The sequence below is a fragment of the Cellulomonas sp. SG140 genome (assembly GCF_025770785.1).
In the GTDB taxonomy this organism is placed as follows: Bacteria; Actinomycetota; Actinomycetes; order Actinomycetales; family Cellulomonadaceae; genus Cellulomonas.
Genome location: NZ_JANZLA010000007.1, coordinates 54,706 through 70,187 on the forward strand (window position 1 = coordinate 54,706; position 15,482 = coordinate 70,187).

The window sequence follows — 15,482 nt, forward strand, 5'->3', positions numbered from 1 at the left end:
CACCCCCTGTGGATGCGCGATAGCAAAGTGATATCAGGTTTGTGAGACGGGCGGGAGGGATTTCGCCGGCGGAGCTGCGCGGGACGGGTCCGGCGACGCGGAGACGGCGACAGCCGCGCACGACGATGCCCGGGGCCGACACGGTGGTCGGCGCCCGGGCATCGGGTGCTGGGTCGAGCGCTGGCGTCAGGAGAAGCGGCGCAGGCGCAGCGAGTTGGTGACGACGAGCACGGAGGAGAACGCCATCGCCGCACCCGCGATCATCGGGTTGAGCAGGCCGGTCGCGGCGAGCGGGATCGCCGCCACGTTGTACGCGAAGGCCCAGAACAGGTTCTGCCGGATGATCCGCAACGTGGTGCGGGACAGCCGGATCGCCTGCGGTGCCGACTGCAGGTCGCCGCGCACCAGCGTCAGGTCGGCTGCCTCGATGGCGACGTCCGTGCCGGTGCCCATCGCCAGGCCGAGGTCGGCAGCGGCCAGCGCCGCGGCGTCGTTCACCCCGTCGCCGACCATCGCCACGGTGGCGCCCCCGGCACGCAGCCGCTCGACCGCCGCCACCTTGTCCTCGGGCAGCACCTGAGCCACCACGTCGGCCTCGTCGATGCCGACCTCGCGCGCCGCCACCCGGGCCGCCCGCGGGTTGTCGCCGGTGAGCAGCACCGGCCGCATGCCCAGCGACCGCAGCTCGGCGATCGCCTGTGCCGAGGTCGGCTTCACCGGGTCGCGCAGCACCAGCACGCCGCGCGCCGCGCCGTCCCAGGCGGTCATCACGGCTGTCGCGCCGTCCGCCTCGGCGGCGTCGAACTGCTCGTCGAGCACGGTGGTGTCGACGCCCTGGTCGTGCAGCCAGGCCGGGCGGCCCACCAGCACGCGGCGGGACAGGCCGACACCGGCGTGCGCGGCGCGCACCACGCCGACGACACCGCGGCCGGGGGTCTCGACGAAGTCGTGCACGTCGAGCTCCGGCGCCGCAGAGGTCCCGGTGGCGGCGCCGTCGATCGCTGCGCCGTCCGCCTCGACGGCGGTCGTCGCCGTGCGGTCGTCGGCCGCCGACGTGATCGCCGCGGCGATCGGGTGCTGGGAGCCGCGCTCGACGGCACCGGCCACCGCGAGGACGTCGTCCGCGTCGCCGTCGTCCGGGACCAGCACGTCGACCAGGCGCATCGCACCCGCCGTGATGGTGCCCGTCTTGTCGAGCACCACGGTGTCCACGGCACGGGTGCGCTCGAGGATCTCCGGACCCTTGATCAGGATGCCGAGCTGCGCACCGCGGCCGGTCCCGACCAGCAGGGCGGTCGGCGTCGCCAGGCCCAGCGCGCAGGGGCAGGCGATGATCATCACCGCGACGGCCGCGGTGAACGCGGCCTGCACCGAGGCGCCGGACAGCAGCCACACCACGAGGGTGATCACGGACAGGCTGATCACCACGGGCACGAAGACCGCGGAGATGCGGTCGGCCAGCCGCTGCACGGGTGCCTTGCCGGTCTGCGCCGAGGCGACCAGCCGGCCGATCTGCGCCAGCCGGGTCTGCTCGCCGACGCGGGTGGCCCGCACCACGAGGTGGCCGGACGTGTTCACCGTGGCGCCGGTCACCTGGTCGCCGGGACCGACGTCCACCGGCACCGGCTCACCGGTGAGCAGGGACGCGTCCACCGCGGCCGTGCCGCGCAGCACCACGCCGTCGGTCGCGATCTTCTCGCCGGGACGGACCACGAACTCGTCGTCCACCCGCAGCGCGCTGATCGGCACCCGCCGTTCCGCACCGTCCACCAGGACGGACACGTCCTTGGCGCCGAGGTCGAGCAGCGCCCGCAGCGCGTCACCGGCGCGGCGCCGCGAGCGGTGCTCGGCGTACCGGCCGGCCAGCAGGAACGTGGTGACCACGGCGGCCACCTCGAAGTAGAGCTCGGGCGTCGACATCGCGTGGGCCCGCGACGGGATGAGCGTCGGGGTCATGTGGGTCCCGAGCCGGCCGGCGCCGCCGAGCAGCAGCGCCCACAGCGACCACGTGGTGGCGGCGATGATGCCGAGGGACACCAGCGTGTCCATGGTCGAGGAGCCGTGCCGGCCGGCGGCCAGCGCCGCCCGGTGGAACGGCAGCGCCGCCCACGTCGCCACCGGCAGGGCCAGGGCGGCCACCACCCACTGCCAGCCGCGGAACTGCAGCACCGGCACCATCGAGATCAGCACCACCGGCACGGTCAGCACGGCGGCGAGCCGCAACCGCCGGCGCAGGTCCGTGCCGCGGGCGTCGGTCGGGGCTGAGGTGTCCTCGTCGCCCATGTCCATGCCCATGCCACCGGTGACCGCGGCGATCTCCTCGTCGGTCATCGGCGGGGTCGGCGTGATCGGGTGCGCGTCGTAACCGGCGGCCTGCACGGCTGCGACCAGGGCGTCCACGTCCGCCGGGGAGCCGCCCTCGGGGAGCTCGACCCGCACGTGCGCCTGCTCCAGAGCGAGGTTCACCGTCGCCTGCACCCCGGGCACGCGGTTGAGCCGCTTCTCCACGCGGGCGACGCAGGAGGCGCAGGTCATCCCCTCGACGGCGAGGTCGAGCTCGACCACCCCGGTCGCGTCCGGGGTGCCGGCGACGGAGGTGCTCACAGCAGCGAGCCCCGCGGGGTGACCGCGTAGCCGGCCTCGTCGATCGCGGCGGCGATCGCCTCGTCGGAGATCGGGGCGTCGGAGGTGACCTTCACGGGCGACGAACCGCCGGCGACCAGGTCGATGGACACGTCGGTGACGCCGGGGATGGCCGTCAGCTCGGACGTGACGTGCTGCACGCAGTGGCCGCAGGTCATGCCGTCGACGGAGAACTGGGTGGTGGTGCTCATGTGCTGCTCCTCGGTTGGTTGTGCTGGCGGTACTGCGGGGGTCGTCGTCGGGTGGACGTCAGCTGCGGACGAGCCGGGCGATCGCGTCGGCCGCCTCGCGGACCTTCTCGTGGCCGGCCTCGTGGGACTGGCGGGCGGCGTCGACGACGCAGTGGTCGAGGTGGTCCTCGAGCAGCCCGAGGCCGACGGCCTGCAGCGCCTTGGTCACCGCGGCGATCTGGGTGAGGACGTCGATGCAGTACGTGTCCTCGTCCACCATGCGCGCGATGCCGCGCACCTGCCCCTCCACGCGGCGCAGCCGCTTGAGGTAGGCGTCCTTGTCGTCGCTGTATCCGGGCACCGGGGGTCCTCCTCGCGCGGGCCGTCGTCGACCCGTCGCTCGTGACTATATACCCCTACCGGGTATTGGTACCAGGGACTGACGACCTGTGTCGGTGACGACGTCCCTAGGCGGCTGCGTCCGGGAGGGCTGAGGATGACGACGACCGGACCACCCGACGGCGAGAGGGCTGCCATGGACCACGTCGCACGAGCAGAGGTGTTGATCGGTGCGCCAGCGGAACGCGTCTGGGACGTCCTGACCAGCCCCGAGCCGCGGCCGGAGATCATGTTCGGCGCGCGAACCGTCAGCGACTGGCAGCCCGGCCACCGGATCACGTGGAGCGGTCAGTGGCAGGGCCACCCCTTCGAGGACAAGGGCGAGGTGCTGGAGGTCGAGCGTCCGCACCGGCTGGTGGTGACGCACTTCAGCCCGATGTCGGGGCAGCCGGACGTACCGGAGAGCTACCACCGGCTCCAGTACGTGCTCGAACCGGTCGACGGCGGGACCAGGGTGGTCCTCGAGCAGGACAACAACCCGACGGCCGAGTCGGCCGAGCACAGCGCCGCCAACTGGCGCGCGATGCTCGACGGGTTGAAGACGGTATCGGAGGCTCGCGGGACCTAGCTGGTCCGTCGCCGTGTCGAGGTCAGTGGCCGCCGAGGTACACGCCGCCCCAGGCCACGCCGTCAGCGTCGTGCGCCGGCAGGTACTGCCGCGGGTCGCGGAGCCGCCCGCACCGCGGGCAGCGCAGGACGACGACCGTGTGGTCCTCCGCATTCGGGTGCAGCACGCGCCTGCCGTGCCACCCGACGTAGCAGCGCATCGACGCGCGACCGCCGCAGAGACCGGTCAGCACCTCCCAGCGCAGGCGCGGGGCCGCAACCAGCATCGAGGCGGCGAATGCGAGCGGGTGGGGGGCATCGGCGAGCTCGGCGTCGAGCTCCTCCCGGTACCGCCGCCGGGCGGTCGGCGGGAGCAGCCGCACGGCAGCGGTCAGCAGGGCGGTAGCGAGGCGGGGCATGTCACGCCTCGTCCGGCAGCGGCGGCGAGGCGACTGGTCCTGCGAGCCGGCGCCGCAGCCGAGCCTGCCGGGCGGCGACCCCGGCCAGGGCGGTCCGGGCCTGCTCGGCGCCGGCGGGAGTGAGCCGGTAGAAGCGACGGCGGGGGCGTCCGACGGCAGAAGGGTCGACGCTCTCCCACTGGCTCTCGACCCAGCCCGCTGCCTCGAGGCGGGCGAGGACCGGGTGGATCGTGCCGCTGGCCAGGCCCGTCGCCGCGCCGAGCTCCAGGCCGTAACGAGCGGACCGCGGCCGCTCGAGGAACGTCTCGAGCACGCTGACCACTGCGCTGGACATCTTCGGCGCCTTCGCCATGGTCTAACTCTACCTAGGGCTCATGAAGCGGTCCAGAAGACCGACGAGCCTCGGGAGGCACCGTCAGCTGACGCGCAAGGGCGCACGCGATCCCGACGCCGCCACCTAGTGGGGCATCCACACCCAGAGGACGAGACTCACGGTGCCGATGAACCAGGCGCCGTACGCGGCCGTCCCCACGACGAACGAGAACGTCCCGAGCGCGATCCGCTGGCCGAGCCCGACCCGCGCACCGAGGCGGAGGAGGGACCGAGCCCGCGCGGAGACGATCTCCGGCCGGTCGGTCGCTGCCGCCGTGAGCGCCATGCGCAGCGGCGTCGGAAGCCGCGGGTCCGGGCCCAGCCACAGGAGCACGCAGCGCCTTCGCGCATCGCGGAGGTAGACGACGTGGGAGGCGAGTCCCGGGCGTCCTTGGATCGTCAGCGCGCCGATGCGTCGCAGAGCCCGCAGCTCAACCTGCCTGCACCCGAGGACCGTGTCCACGAGGAGCTCGTCAGGTGGGTCGACTTCGGCAAGGGCGGGCCGACCCACGGGCAAGACCAAGAAGGGTGTGAGTGCCGCGACCACCAGGGACAGGAGGAAGAGGGTGATGGCCACGGGGTGATCCGGCAGGCCATGGTCGAGCGGTGCGTGGATCCAGAGCGGTCTGGTGGCCCACGCGGTGACCCAGATGGCCGGGATGGCGGCGAGCGTGATCCGACCGAGACGCACGAGGACGTCGACACGACGCCGGTTCTCGTGAGCTTCGCTGGTGTGCCGAGGTCTACGCGTCGCGCCTACCGCCGCCGGGGTCTCCTCCGGACTCATGTCGTCCGCCGAGGTGCTGGGGGGTCACCCGTGGGCATGAGGGCGGCGAACGGCCACGGCTCGACGTCGAGGTACTCCCGGTGCACCACCGCGCTGACCTGCGCCTCGTCCGGCGGGAGTGCGTAGCGGTTGGCCTGTAGACGATGCAGGACGGCGGCGACGACTGCTTCGTCGTCCAGCGGAGGGTCGTCCGGAAGCGGTCGGCCCCCGACGGGATGCTCGTACCCCGCCATTCGCAGCGCGATCAGCGTCTCCATGGTGCGCCGCCTGGCCCCGGTCTTCTCGAGCACCAGTCCGTGGTCAGCGGCATCCATGTCGCGCAGGAGCTGAACAACGCGGGCCCGGTCACCGAGCTGTGCGCGCCAGTCGGACTTGCGCGCGAGCGTCACGCACAGCACGGCGAGGGCGCGAAGATCGGCCTCGACCCGGGCGTTGATGGTGCCGGCGGCGTCGAGCGGCGCCTCGTTCCGTCCTCGCCCGATCCGGTTGACCCAACTGGCGAAGCTTCGGCGACGGCGGCGAAGCTGTTCGATGCCCGCTGCATGACTGCCACCACCTCGGACTGCGGCGCCGATCGAGTCGCCTCCCCGGGTGGCCGACCACGACGTCAGGATCCAGCTGTCCCCCGTCGTCGCTCCGCAGTCCTCGTAGGGCAGCACGACCTCGAGCTCGTCCGCGACGACGTGCGCGCCGTCCGGAGCGAGTACGAGATCACAGGCGGCGTGGGCCGGCCGCCCGGGGATCAGGAGGCCTCCGTCCGCAGCACGAGCCTCGCGTAGCCAGGCGCTGAGCGTCATAGGACTCCAGGCGGAAGAGCGCGGGGGTGACCCTGATGCCGTACCCGGACGGGTCAGGCGGTCGGGCGCTCGGCCGTGGCGGCCGCCGCGGCAGCCGCAGGCAGGGCCGCCTCGATCCGGCCGATCGCCTCCTCGTCGTGCGCGGCGGAGACGAACCACGCCTCGAAGGGCGACGGCGGCGCGTACACCCCGTGCTCCAGCAGCGCGTGGAAGAAGGGCGTGTACCGCCAGTGCTCGCTGGCCAGCACGGCGTCGTAGTCCCGGGCACCCGCGGCGGCCGGACCGGCGCCGAACATGGTGCTGAACAGCGACCCCGCCCACTGCATCGCGTGCGGCACCCCGGCCTCGCCGAGCGCCCGCGACAGGGACGTGCGCAGCCGGGCCGACGTGGCGTCGACCCGGGCGTACACGTCCTCGTCGGCCAGCCGCAGCGTCGCGAGGCCCGCAGCCACCGCCACAGGGTTCCCGGACAAGGTGCCCGCCTGGTACACGGGCCCGAGCGGCGCGAGCGACGCCATCACGTCGGCCCGTCCACCGACCGCCGCGACCGGCAGCCCGCCGCCGATCACCTTGCCGAAGGTCAGCAGGTCCGGCGCCCAGCCCTCGGCCTGGCCCTCCAGCCCCCACCAGCCCGACGCCGACACCCGGAACCCGGTCAGCACCTCGTCCTGGATCAGCAGGGCACCGGCCTCCGCGGTGATCCGGCGCAGCTCGGCGTTGAATCCCGGCAGCGGCGGCACCACGCCCATGTTGGCCGGCGCGGCCTCCATGATCAGCGCGGCGATGCGCGGCCCGTGCGCCTCGAAGGCGGCGCGGACGGCGTCGAGGTCGTTGTACGGGAGCACCAGCGTCTCGGCCGCGACCTCCGCGGTGACGCCCGCGGATCCCGGCAGGGCCAGCGTGGCGACGCCGGACCCGGCCGCGGCCAGCAGGGCGTCGACGTGCCCGTGGTAGCAGCCGGCGAACTTCACGACGAGGTCGCGACCGGTGAACCCGCGCGCCAGGCGCAGGGCCGTCATCGTCGCCTCGGTGCCCGTCGACACCAGCCGGATCCGCTCGGCGGCGGGGACGCGGCGCCGGATCTCCTCGGTCAGCTCGACCTCGGCCAGCGTCGGGGCGCCGAAGCTGAGCCCTCGAGCTGCCGCCTCCTGCACCGCCGCGACCACCTCGGGGTGCGCGTGCCCCAGCAGCGCGGGCCCCCACGAGCCGACCAGGTCCACGTACTCCGCGCCGTCGACGTCCCGCACGTACGCACCGTGCGCCGATGCGATGAACCGCGGTGTCCCGCCCACCGAGCCGTAGGCGCGCACCGGCGAGTTCACCCCGCCGGGGATCACCCCCAGGGCGCGGTCGAAGGCGTCCGCGCTCGCGGACTGCTCGGTACGGGCGTGGGTCATCGGGTCCCCTCGGAGAGCCAGTGGGCCAGCTCGACGGCCCAGTAGGTGAGCACGGCGTCGGCGCCGGCACGGCGGATGGACAGCACGGACTCGGTGATCGCACGGCGGCGGTCGATCCAGCCGTTGGCGGCGGCGGCCTCGATCATGGCGTACTCGCCGGACACCTGGTACGCCCACACCGGCACGGGAGACGTGGCGGCGACGTCGGCCAGCACGTCGAGGTAGGACATCGCCGGCTTCACCATGACGACGTCGGCCCCCTCGGCCACGTCGGCCGCCACCTCGCGGGCCGCCTCGCGGCGGTTGGCGGGGTCCATCTGGTACGTGCGGCGGTCGCCCTGCAGCTCGCTCTCGACGGCCTCGCGGAACGGGCCGTAGAACGCCGACGCGTACTTCGCGGCGTAGGCCAGCAGCGCGGTGCCGGTGAACCCCGCGGCGTCGAGGGCGTCGCGGCAGGCCGCCGTCTGGCCGTCCATCATCCCGGAGAGCCCGATCAGGTCGACGCCGGCCGCGGCCTGCGCGAGCGCCATGTCGGCGTACCGCACCAGCGTCGCGTCGTTGTCCACCGAGCCGTCGGGGGCCAGCACGCCGCAGTGGCCGTGGTCGGTGAACTCGTCCAGGCACAGGTCGGCCTGCACGACGAGCGCGTCGCCCACCTCGGCCACCACGTCGGCGATCGCCACGTTGAGGATGCCGTCCGGCTCCGTCGCGCAGCTGCCCACCGCGTCCCGACGCTCGGGGATGCCGAACAGCATCACGCCGCCGACACCGGCCTCGGCCGCCTCGACGGCGGCGCGGCGCAGCGAGTCGCGCGTGTGCTGCAGCACGCCCGGCATCGAGCCGAGCGGGCGGGGGTCGGTCAGCCCCTCCTTGACGAACATCGGCAGGATCAGCTGCTCGGCGTGCACCCGCGTCTGGGCCGCCAGGCGGCGGCGGGCGGGGGTGGCGCGCATCCGGCGCAGGCGGACGCGGCCCGGTGTGGGGACGGAGCGGGACTCAGGGGTCGGGACCGTGGTCATCGGGTCTCCTTCGGGTCGAGGTCTGCTGCGTCCGGTGCGACCGGCGCCGGTGGGGCGTCGCCGTGGGTGGCGACCACCGCCTCGGACAGCGCGCCGACCAGGGCGGACATGGTGCGTTCGGGGGCGACGACGGCGACCGGCAGGCCGGCGTCGCGGGCGGCGTCCGCCGTGGTCGGCCCGATGCAGGCCAGCACCGTCCCGCTCGGCGGCGGTCCGAGCCGGGTGGCCAGCGCCCGGACGGTGCTCGGGGAGGTCAGCAGGGCCGCGGCGATCGAGCCGTCCCGCCAGGCCGCGACCACGTCGTCGGGCGCAGGACCGGCCGGCACCGTGCGGTACGCGACCACGTCGTCCACGGCCCAGCCGCCCGCGCGCAGCCCGTCCACCAGCTCGGGACCGGCCAGGTCGCCGCGGGTGAACAGCACTCGGGCCCCGGCGACGTCGGGCGTCGGCCACGCGTCGGCCAGAGCACGCGCACCGGAGGTCCCGACGAGGTCCGCCGTGACGCCCACGGTTGCCAGCGCGCGCGCCGTCGCCGGACCCACGGCCGCCACCTTGGTCCGGCCCACGACGTCGCCGAGCGCCTCCGCACTCTCCAGCGCCCGTCCGACGAGCGCACCGACCGCCGCCGCACTGGTGACCGCCAGCCACGCGTACCGGCCGGCCCGCAGGTCGGTCAGCGCCGAGTCGAGCACCGTCGGGTCGTCGACCGCCTCGGTGCGCACCAGTGGCACCACCACCGGCTCGGCACCGACGGCCCGCAACGCCGCCTCGGCGTCCGCGCTCCCGGACGCCGGCCGTGGCACCAGCACCCGTAGGCCTTCGAGCGGTCCCGTCATCCGCGCGCCTTCGGCTGCGCCGCGCCGCCGACCTGGGCGGTGTCGTCTGCTGCCGGACCGGCCGATGCCGTCGGACCGCGCGATGCCCCCGGCCCGACCGGCGCCAGCTCCGCCGCCCCGTCCTCCAGCAGCAGGTCGGCCACCCGGGTCCCGAGGTCGCTGGCGGCAGCCACGTCGGCGCCGGTCGCGGCCAGCGTGCGGCGCAGCGCTCGGCCGCCGTCCACGCCGGCGACCACGGCCTGCAGCTGCAGCTGGTCCCCGACCAGCTGCGCGAGCGCTCCGACCGGTGCCGCGCAACCGGCCTCGAGCCGGCCGAGCAACGCGCGCTCCGCCGTGACCGCCAGCCGGGTGGCGAGGTCGTCCAACGTGCGCAGCGCTGCGGCCAGGGCGCCGTCTCCCGACGCGTCCTCGGCCCGCACCTCCACCGCCAGCGCACCCTGCCCGGGTGCCGGCAGCATCACGTCGGCGTCGAACACCTCCGTCACCGCGTCGAGCCGGCCCAGCCGCGCCAGCCCGGCACGCGCCAGCACCACCGCGTCGAGGTCGCCAGGACCCGTGCTACCCGCCACCCGACCGAGGCGCGTGTCCACGTTGCCGCGCAGGTCCACCACGTCCAGGTCCGGCCGTGCGGCCCGCAGCTGGGCGGCGCGCCGCGGCGACCCGGTGCCAACCCGCGCACCACGGGGCAGCTCCGCGAGCGTCAGGCCGTCCCGCGCGCACAACGCGTCCCGCGGGTCCTGCCGCACGGGCACAGCCGCGACGACGAGGCCTGGCGCGGGCGCCGTCGGCAGGTCCTTGAACGAGTGCACCGCAACGTCGCAGCGTCCCTCGAGCAGCGCGTCGCGCAGTGCGGTGACGAACACACCGGTGCCTCCCAGCGCCGCGAGGGAGGCGCGGCTGCGGTCACCCTCCGTGCGGACCCGGACGGTCTCCACGGCCAGGCCGGCCGCCGTCAGGTCGGCTGCCACGTGTCCGGTCTGGGTCAGCGCGAGCGCGCTCGCGCGTGTGCCGATGCGCACCTGCATGGGCGTCAGTGTCCCTCCGGTGGCTGTGGCATCGAAATCCGGGGGCCGACGGGGCGCATTCCCGAGGGCTGCGGGACGGCATTGCGACGCGCGTCGCACCGGACCGGCGGAAATCGAGGAGGCGACATTTCTGACGCGGTGTCAGATCAATGCTCGTCGCGAAATGTCGGCTGGTCGGGCTCGCCCGCTCGGCTCCGCCGGCTCAGCCGCGCGGGCTCGGCGCTCCCAGCAGCTCTACGGCTGCCGCCCGGGCCTGCGGCACCACGGACGCCAGACCGTTGCCGGCCACCCACGCACCGGCCAGCGCCAGCCCGGGCACCCGCTCGACCGCGTCCCGCACCGCCGCCACGGCGTCGCGGTGCGCCGCGCTCGGCCGGGGCAGCGCCTGCGTCCACCGCACCACGTCGTGCCCCACCAGCCGGTCGGCCGGCAGCGGCGTGCCCAGCAGCGTGGCGGCGTCGGAGAGGGCGAGCCGCACCAGGTCGTCGCCGGCGGGGAGCGTCGCAGAGTCGCCCTCCGCTCGACCGAAGGACAGTCGCAGCACGTGCCGCCCGGGACCGGCGGCAGCCGCGAGCCACTCCCACTTCGCCGTCGCGTGGGTCAGCGCCTTGGCGGTGACGTCGGTGGCGTCGGGGGCGACCAGCACACCGGTGCCGCGCGGCGCCGAGTCGAGGGCCGTCACGCCGTCGAGCACCAGCGTGACCAGGGTGACCGGCGTCCCCTCGTCGGTGCGCATCGCGCTCGGGTCGGCACCCGTCAGCTCCGCGAGCAGCGGGACGGCAGCCGCCGTGGCCAGCAGCACCCGGTCCGTCCGGACCTCGTCGTGGGCGGTCCGGACCACGAAGCCGCCCTGGGCCGTCGCCGCGGCCCCGACCTCGTCCGCCGCCAGGCCTGTGACGGCCGACCGGACCCGCACCTCGCCACCGTGCGCCTGCACGTCCGCGACCAGGGCGTCCACCAGCCGCCACACCCCGCCGGCCAACCCCTGCACCGCCGACCCGGCCGGCGCCGCGGCGCGCAGCGCGCCGACCGCCCGCCCGAGCGTCCCGTGCTGGGCGAGCGCCGCCCGCAGCCCGGGCGCCACCACGTCCACCGCCAGCTGGTCCGGGTCGGCTGCGTGCACACCCCCGACCAGCGGCCGCACCAGCCGGTCGAGCACCCTTGCGCCCATCCGGGCCCGCACCAGCGCGCCCAACGTGGTGGCGTCGGCGCCGACCCGTGCCGGCAGCACCCCGTCGAACCGTGCCCGCCAGGAGCCGACCAGGCCCAGCGTGCGCCGCACGTCCGCCGCGCCGGGGTCCGTCGGGATGCCGAGCAGCCCGGTGGCCGGCAGCGGGCCGTCGCCGCTGACCAGGTGCACCCAGGAGCCCCGCGGCGCCGGGGTGCACAGGTCGTCGGTCATCCCCAGCTCGTCGACCAGGGCCGCGACCGCCCCGCCGCGCGTCGCGAACGACTCCGCGCCGGCGTCCAGCCGCAGCCCGGCCACGTCGTGCGACCGCACGGCGCCCCCGGGCGCGTCCCGGCCGTCCAGCACCAGCACCCGCAGTCCCGCCCGAGCCAGCTCGCGCGCGGCCACCAGCCCACCCAGACCTGCGCCGACGACGACGGCGTCCCAGCGCTCGGTCACAGCGAGTGCACCAGCTCGACCAGCCTGGTCAGCACGTCGGGATCGGTGTCCGGCGGCACCCCGTGACCGAGGTTCACCACGTGCGCGGGTGCCACGGAACCCCGCTCCACCACGTCCCGCACGTGCGCCTCGAGCACCTCCCACGGCGCCGCGAGCATCGCCGGGTCCACGTTCCCCTGCAGCGGCGTGCGACCGCCCAGCCGCCAGCTCGCCTCGTCCAGCGGCACCCGGTAGTCCACGCCCATCACGTCGGCACCGGCGTCACGCATCGCCACCAGCAGCTCGCCGGTGGCGACCCCGAAGTGCACCGCCCGCACGCCGAGCTCCCGCACGCCCGACAGGACCCGCGCCGAGGCCGGAACCACGTGCTGCGTGTAGTCGGTCAGCGACAGCGACCCCGCCCAGGAGTCGAACAGCTGCGCCGCCGACGCCCCGGCCCGCACCTGCGCCTGCAGGAACGCCCCGGTCACGTCCGCCGCCCAGCCCATCAGCGCGTGCCAGGCGGCCGGGTCGGAGTGCATCAACCGGCGGGCGCCGAGGTGGTCGCGGGACGCGCGGCCCTCGACCAGGTACGCGGCGAGCGTGAACGGCGCACCGGCGAACCCGATCAGCGGGGTGTCGCCCAGGGCGGCCACCGCGGCGCGCACGCCGGCGGTCACCGGGGCGGCCCGTTCGTCGGTCAACGGGCCGAGGTCGCGCAGCCGTGCCACGTCGTCCACGGTCCGCACGGGCGAGCCGAACACCGGGCCCACGCCGGGCTCGATCTTCACGTCGACCCCCAGCAGCGCCATGGGGACGACGATGTCCGAGAAGAAGATCGCCGCGTCCACCCCGTGCCGGCGCACCGGCTGCAGCGTCAGCTCCGCCGCGAGGTCCGGGTCCAGGCACGAGTCGAGCATCGCGACGCCCGCCCGCGACGCCCGGTACTCCGGCAGCGACCGTCCCGCCTGCCGCATGAACCACACCGGCAGTCGTCGCGGTCGGTGCCCCGAATAGGCGCTGACCAGGGGGGAATTCGTGGTGCGGCCGGTACGCAGAGGGTGGTCCTCGGGAAGGGTCACACCGCGATTGTGCCGGACAAATGTTCGGGTGATTCAATCGGCCGCGTGGCGCTGCTCAGCTGTGCCGCCAGCCACCACGACCTCGAGCTGTCCGCCCTGGAACGTCTGTCCACCGACTGGGCCGGCGTCGGCCCCGAGCTCGTGGCGGCGGCGGGTCCCGTCCGGGGTGCCGTGGTCCTCGCCACGTGCAACCGCTTCGAGCTGTACCTGGACGTGGACGACGAGCGGCTCGCCGAGGCCTGCGCCGCGGCCTCCGAGGCCGTCGCCGCGCGGTCCGGCCTGGCGCCGGCCACCGTCCGCGGGCACCTGCGCCACCGCACCGAGGCCGATGCCGCGCAGCACCTGTTCGCCGTCGCCGCCGGGCTGGACTCGATGGTGGTCGGCGAGCGCGAGATCGCCGGACAGGTGCGCCGGGCGCTGACCCACGCGCGCCGCGAGGGGACCACCACGTCGGTGCTGGAGCAGCTGTTCCAGCGGGCGTCGCGGGTCTCCCGTGCGGTCGAGGCCGCGACCGGGCTCGGCGGCACCGGCCGCTCGGTGGTCGGGGTCGCGCTGGACCTGGCGGCCGGCACGCTGCCGCGGCACGTGCACGACGCGGCCGCGGGGCCCGCGGGAGAGCACGTGGACTGGTCGGGGCTGCGCGTGGTGCTGGTCGGCACCGGCTCCTATGCCGGCGCGAGCCTCGCGGCACTGCGCGGCCGCGGGTGCCGGGACGTGCGGGTGTGGTCGGCGAGCGGCCGGGCAGCGGCCTTCGCCGCAGCCCGCGGTGCGCACGTCGCCGATCCGGACCTGCTGGCGGAGCTGGCCCACGCCGACCTCGTCGTCGCCTGCAGCGGCACCGGCGGCCCGGTGCTGCACGGGTCGGCGCTCGCGGCCGTCCGGGCCGCCGCGGGGAACGCCGCGCCGCTGACCGTCGTGGACCTCGCGCTGCGGCACGACGTGGACCCGAGCGTGGGTGCGCTGCCCCAGGTGCACCTGGTGTCGTTGCACTCGGTCGCGGAGCACGCCCCGGCCGGCTCGGTGGCCGTCAGCGAGGGCGCTCAGATGGTGGCTGCCGCCGCGGCGGAGTTCGTCGCCGAGCGTCGGGTCCGTGCCTGGGATCCCGCCGTCGTCGCCGAGCGCACGCGGGTGCTCACGGCGACCGAGGGCGACCAGGCTGCTCGCCGGCGCGCCCGTGCAGCGCTGCACGGTCCGACCGTCCGGGCCCGCGAGGCCGCTCGGCGCGGCGACGTCGACGCGTACCGCCAGGCGCTCGCGGAGCTGGCCGCCGTCCAGCCGGTGGTCGGCGACTCGATCGCCTGAGCCGCGCGTCGCCGCCTCGGCTGCGGGCGTCTGCGCCCCGCGCGACTGGCCACCGGTCCGCCCGACGACGGACGTGCCGGGCCTGGACGGGGGGAGCGCCAGGCCCGGCACGCGTCCGGGGCGCCGCGCGGACCGCAGACCGCGCCGCGGTGGTCCGTCAGTAGTGCGCGTGGTGCTGGTAGGGGGCGCCGTAGGAGCGCTGGGACGTCGTCGTCGGACCGGGCGCCCACGTGACCGGCACCACCTGGTTGGTCTGCAGGTCGGTGAGCTCGGCGGCGTAGACCACCGCCTCGTACACGCCGGCCTCCACCTGCTGCAGGTGGAGCCGCTCGGCACGGTCCATGTCGTCGCCCAGGTGCGAGATGCGGGCGACCACGTACCGCTGCGCGTCCTGCCACTGGTCGACCACGCGCACCGCGAGGCCGTTCCAGCGTGCCGTCAGGTCGAGCTCGAACAGCTCGGAGACCTCGGTGCGGGCGACGTGCCGGTACCAGCGGCCGCTCGGCGACTGGTCGAACCCGGTCTCGGCCAACGGCGGGTTGGCCAGGGCGAGCACCACGGTGTCGTCGTCCAGCACGTCCGCCTCGAGGTACGCCGAGTGCCACTTGGCCACCGGGCCGACGCAGCGCGAGAGCGAGGACAGGCCGGGCTGCCCGGGGATGCCGGGCGCCGAGGTCCAGCCGGTACCGACGTCGCCGTACCAGGCCAGCAGCCGCGAGCTGCCGTCGGAGTACACCCGCACCAGCTCGGTGCGCGGCGGGATGCGGGAGTGCCGCAGCCACCACAACGGGACGATGTAGCCGGGCACGTCGCGGTACTGCAGCTGCGGTGACGACTCGAAGCGCAGCAGGTCCACGTGGTCGTCGGTGGGCCGGAACGGCGAGCCGGGGTAGCCGAGCCCGTGCACCTCGAACAGCTGCGCCGGGGTGGTGGCGAACGACACGTCCGCGGCGCGCACCACGTAGCCGGCCATCCGGTCGTGACCGTTGACCAGGTGCGCGTACGACGACGCAGGTGTGACCACCTTCTGCATGAGCGTCACGGGAGAACCCTGCTGCGAGATGGGGAGGAACCCGGGTGAA

Annotated in this window: 16 protein-coding genes; 2 read left to right on the forward strand and 14 right to left on the reverse strand. The window is 75.1% G+C overall.

The features are described from left to right. Positions 1–186: 186 nt before the first annotated feature. Genes N0B34_RS13365 through N0B34_RS13375 form a run of 3 tightly spaced genes read right to left on the reverse strand, consistent with a single transcriptional unit; the run spans position 187 to position 3,174 of the window. Positions 187–2,604, reverse strand: a complete 2,418-nt coding sequence (locus N0B34_RS13365; RefSeq protein WP_263731901.1) for a heavy metal translocating P-type ATPase — start codon at positions 2,602–2,604, stop codon at positions 187–189. Continuing rightward, the gene (locus N0B34_RS13370) at positions 2,601–2,834 is read right to left on the reverse strand and encodes a heavy-metal-associated domain-containing protein (RefSeq protein ID WP_263731902.1); all 234 of its coding nucleotides are present in this window, start codon (positions 2,832–2,834) and stop codon (positions 2,601–2,603) included. The genes N0B34_RS13365 and N0B34_RS13370 overlap by 4 nt, the downstream gene beginning before the upstream one ends. A gap of 58 nt (positions 2,835–2,892) precedes the next feature. Then, entirely contained in the window at positions 2,893–3,174 is a 282-nt protein-coding gene (locus tag N0B34_RS13375) for a metal-sensitive transcriptional regulator (protein WP_263731903.1), read from the reverse strand. A gap of 174 nt (positions 3,175–3,348) precedes the next feature. On the opposite strand from N0B34_RS13375, the gene N0B34_RS13380 reads away from it, so the two are divergent. Beyond that, entirely contained in the window at positions 3,349–3,780 is a 432-nt protein-coding gene (locus N0B34_RS13380) for an SRPBCC domain-containing protein (RefSeq protein WP_412175755.1), read from the forward strand. A gap of 22 nt (positions 3,781–3,802) precedes the next feature. Here N0B34_RS13380 and N0B34_RS13385 read toward each other — a convergent pair whose 3' ends face one another. The 10 genes from N0B34_RS13385 to hemE form a co-directional block, all read right to left on the reverse strand. Continuing rightward, complete coding sequence (locus N0B34_RS13385) at positions 3,803–4,177, reverse strand: hypothetical protein (RefSeq protein WP_263731904.1); 375 nt, start codon at positions 4,175–4,177, stop codon at positions 3,803–3,805. A gap of 1 nt (position 4,178) precedes the next feature. Next, a complete protein-coding gene (locus tag N0B34_RS13390) occupies positions 4,179–4,529 on the reverse strand; it encodes a PadR family transcriptional regulator (protein ID WP_263731905.1) in 351 nt (116 codons plus the stop codon). 105 nt (positions 4,530–4,634) lie between these two features. Next, positions 4,635–4,883 carry a hypothetical protein gene (locus N0B34_RS13395; protein ID WP_263731906.1) on the reverse strand — a complete coding sequence of 83 codons (249 nt, stop codon included), beginning with the start codon at positions 4,881–4,883 and terminating at the stop codon, positions 4,635–4,637. A gap of 449 nt (positions 4,884–5,332) precedes the next feature. Continuing rightward, the gene (locus N0B34_RS13400; RefSeq protein WP_263731907.1) at positions 5,333–6,133 is read right to left on the reverse strand and encodes a hypothetical protein; all 801 of its coding nucleotides are present in this window, start codon (positions 6,131–6,133) and stop codon (positions 5,333–5,335) included. A gap of 53 nt (positions 6,134–6,186) precedes the next feature. Then, complete coding sequence (gene hemL, locus N0B34_RS13405; protein ID WP_263731908.1) at positions 6,187–7,530, reverse strand: glutamate-1-semialdehyde 2,1-aminomutase; 1,344 nt, start codon at positions 7,528–7,530, stop codon at positions 6,187–6,189. After that, on the reverse strand, positions 7,527–8,549 hold the full coding sequence (hemB, locus tag N0B34_RS13410) for a porphobilinogen synthase (protein ID WP_263731909.1): 1,023 nt from the start codon (positions 8,547–8,549) through the stop codon (positions 7,527–7,529). The genes hemL and hemB overlap by 4 nt, the downstream gene beginning before the upstream one ends. Further along, positions 8,546–9,385 carry a uroporphyrinogen-III synthase gene (locus N0B34_RS13415; RefSeq protein ID WP_263731910.1) on the reverse strand — a complete coding sequence of 280 codons (840 nt, stop codon included), beginning with the start codon at positions 9,383–9,385 and terminating at the stop codon, positions 8,546–8,548. The genes hemB and N0B34_RS13415 overlap by 4 nt, the downstream gene beginning before the upstream one ends. Then, a complete protein-coding gene (gene hemC / locus N0B34_RS13420; protein WP_263731911.1) occupies positions 9,382–10,410 on the reverse strand; it encodes a hydroxymethylbilane synthase in 1,029 nt (342 codons plus the stop codon). The genes N0B34_RS13415 and hemC overlap by 4 nt, the downstream gene beginning before the upstream one ends. Positions 10,411–10,612: 202 nt before the next feature. Next, positions 10,613–12,037, reverse strand: a complete 1,425-nt coding sequence (hemG, locus tag N0B34_RS13425; protein ID WP_263731912.1) for a protoporphyrinogen oxidase — start codon at positions 12,035–12,037, stop codon at positions 10,613–10,615. Further along, positions 12,034–13,098 (reverse strand): uroporphyrinogen decarboxylase, encoded by a 1,065-nt coding sequence (hemE, locus tag N0B34_RS13430; RefSeq protein ID WP_263731913.1) that lies wholly within the window; start codon positions 13,096–13,098, stop codon positions 12,034–12,036. The genes hemG and hemE overlap by 4 nt, the downstream gene beginning before the upstream one ends. A 45-nt stretch (positions 13,099–13,143) precedes the next feature. Between hemE and N0B34_RS13435 the strand changes: the two genes are divergently transcribed. Next, positions 13,144–14,400: a glutamyl-tRNA reductase gene (locus N0B34_RS13435; protein ID WP_263731914.1), complete on the forward strand. Its 1,257-nt coding sequence runs from the start codon at positions 13,144–13,146 to the stop codon at positions 14,398–14,400. Positions 14,401–14,557: 157 nt separating this feature from the next. Here the strand turns inward: N0B34_RS13435 and N0B34_RS13440 are convergent, their stop codons facing one another. Further along, complete coding sequence (locus N0B34_RS13440; protein WP_263732063.1) at positions 14,558–15,433, reverse strand: hypothetical protein; 876 nt, start codon at positions 15,431–15,433, stop codon at positions 14,558–14,560. Positions 15,434–15,482: the final 49 nt, after the last annotated feature.

What these genes read in the sequence shown, in the direction of transcription:
- N0B34_RS13370 (WP_263731902.1), bottom strand. Translation starts at nt 2,834, where the DNA reads ATGAGCACCACCACCCAGTTCTCCGTCGACGGCATGACCTGCGGCCAC.
- N0B34_RS13380 (WP_412175755.1), top strand. Translation starts at nt 3,349, where the DNA reads ATGGACCACGTCGCACGAGCAGAGGTGTTGATCGGTGCGCCAGCGGAA.
- N0B34_RS13385 (WP_263731904.1), bottom strand. Translation starts at nt 4,177, where the DNA reads ATGCCCCGCCTCGCTACCGCCCTGCTGACCGCTGCCGTGCGGCTGCTC.
- N0B34_RS13390 (WP_263731905.1), bottom strand. Translation starts at nt 4,529, where the DNA reads ATGGCGAAGGCGCCGAAGATGTCCAGCGCAGTGGTCAGCGTGCTCGAG.
- N0B34_RS13400 (WP_263731907.1), bottom strand. Translation starts at nt 6,133, where the DNA reads ATGACGCTCAGCGCCTGGCTACGCGAGGCTCGTGCTGCGGACGGAGGC.
- hemL (WP_263731908.1), bottom strand. Translation starts at nt 7,530, where the DNA reads ATGACCCACGCCCGTACCGAGCAGTCCGCGAGCGCGGACGCCTTCGAC.
- hemB (WP_263731909.1), bottom strand. Translation starts at nt 8,549, where the DNA reads ATGACCACGGTCCCGACCCCTGAGTCCCGCTCCGTCCCCACACCGGGC.
- N0B34_RS13415 (WP_263731910.1), bottom strand. Translation starts at nt 9,385, where the DNA reads ATGACGGGACCGCTCGAAGGCCTACGGGTGCTGGTGCCACGGCCGGCG.
- hemC (WP_263731911.1), bottom strand. Translation starts at nt 10,410, where the DNA reads ATGCAGGTGCGCATCGGCACACGCGCGAGCGCGCTCGCGCTGACCCAG.
- N0B34_RS13440 (WP_263732063.1), bottom strand. Translation starts at nt 15,433, where the DNA reads ATGCAGAAGGTGGTCACACCTGCGTCGTCGTACGCGCACCTGGTCAAC.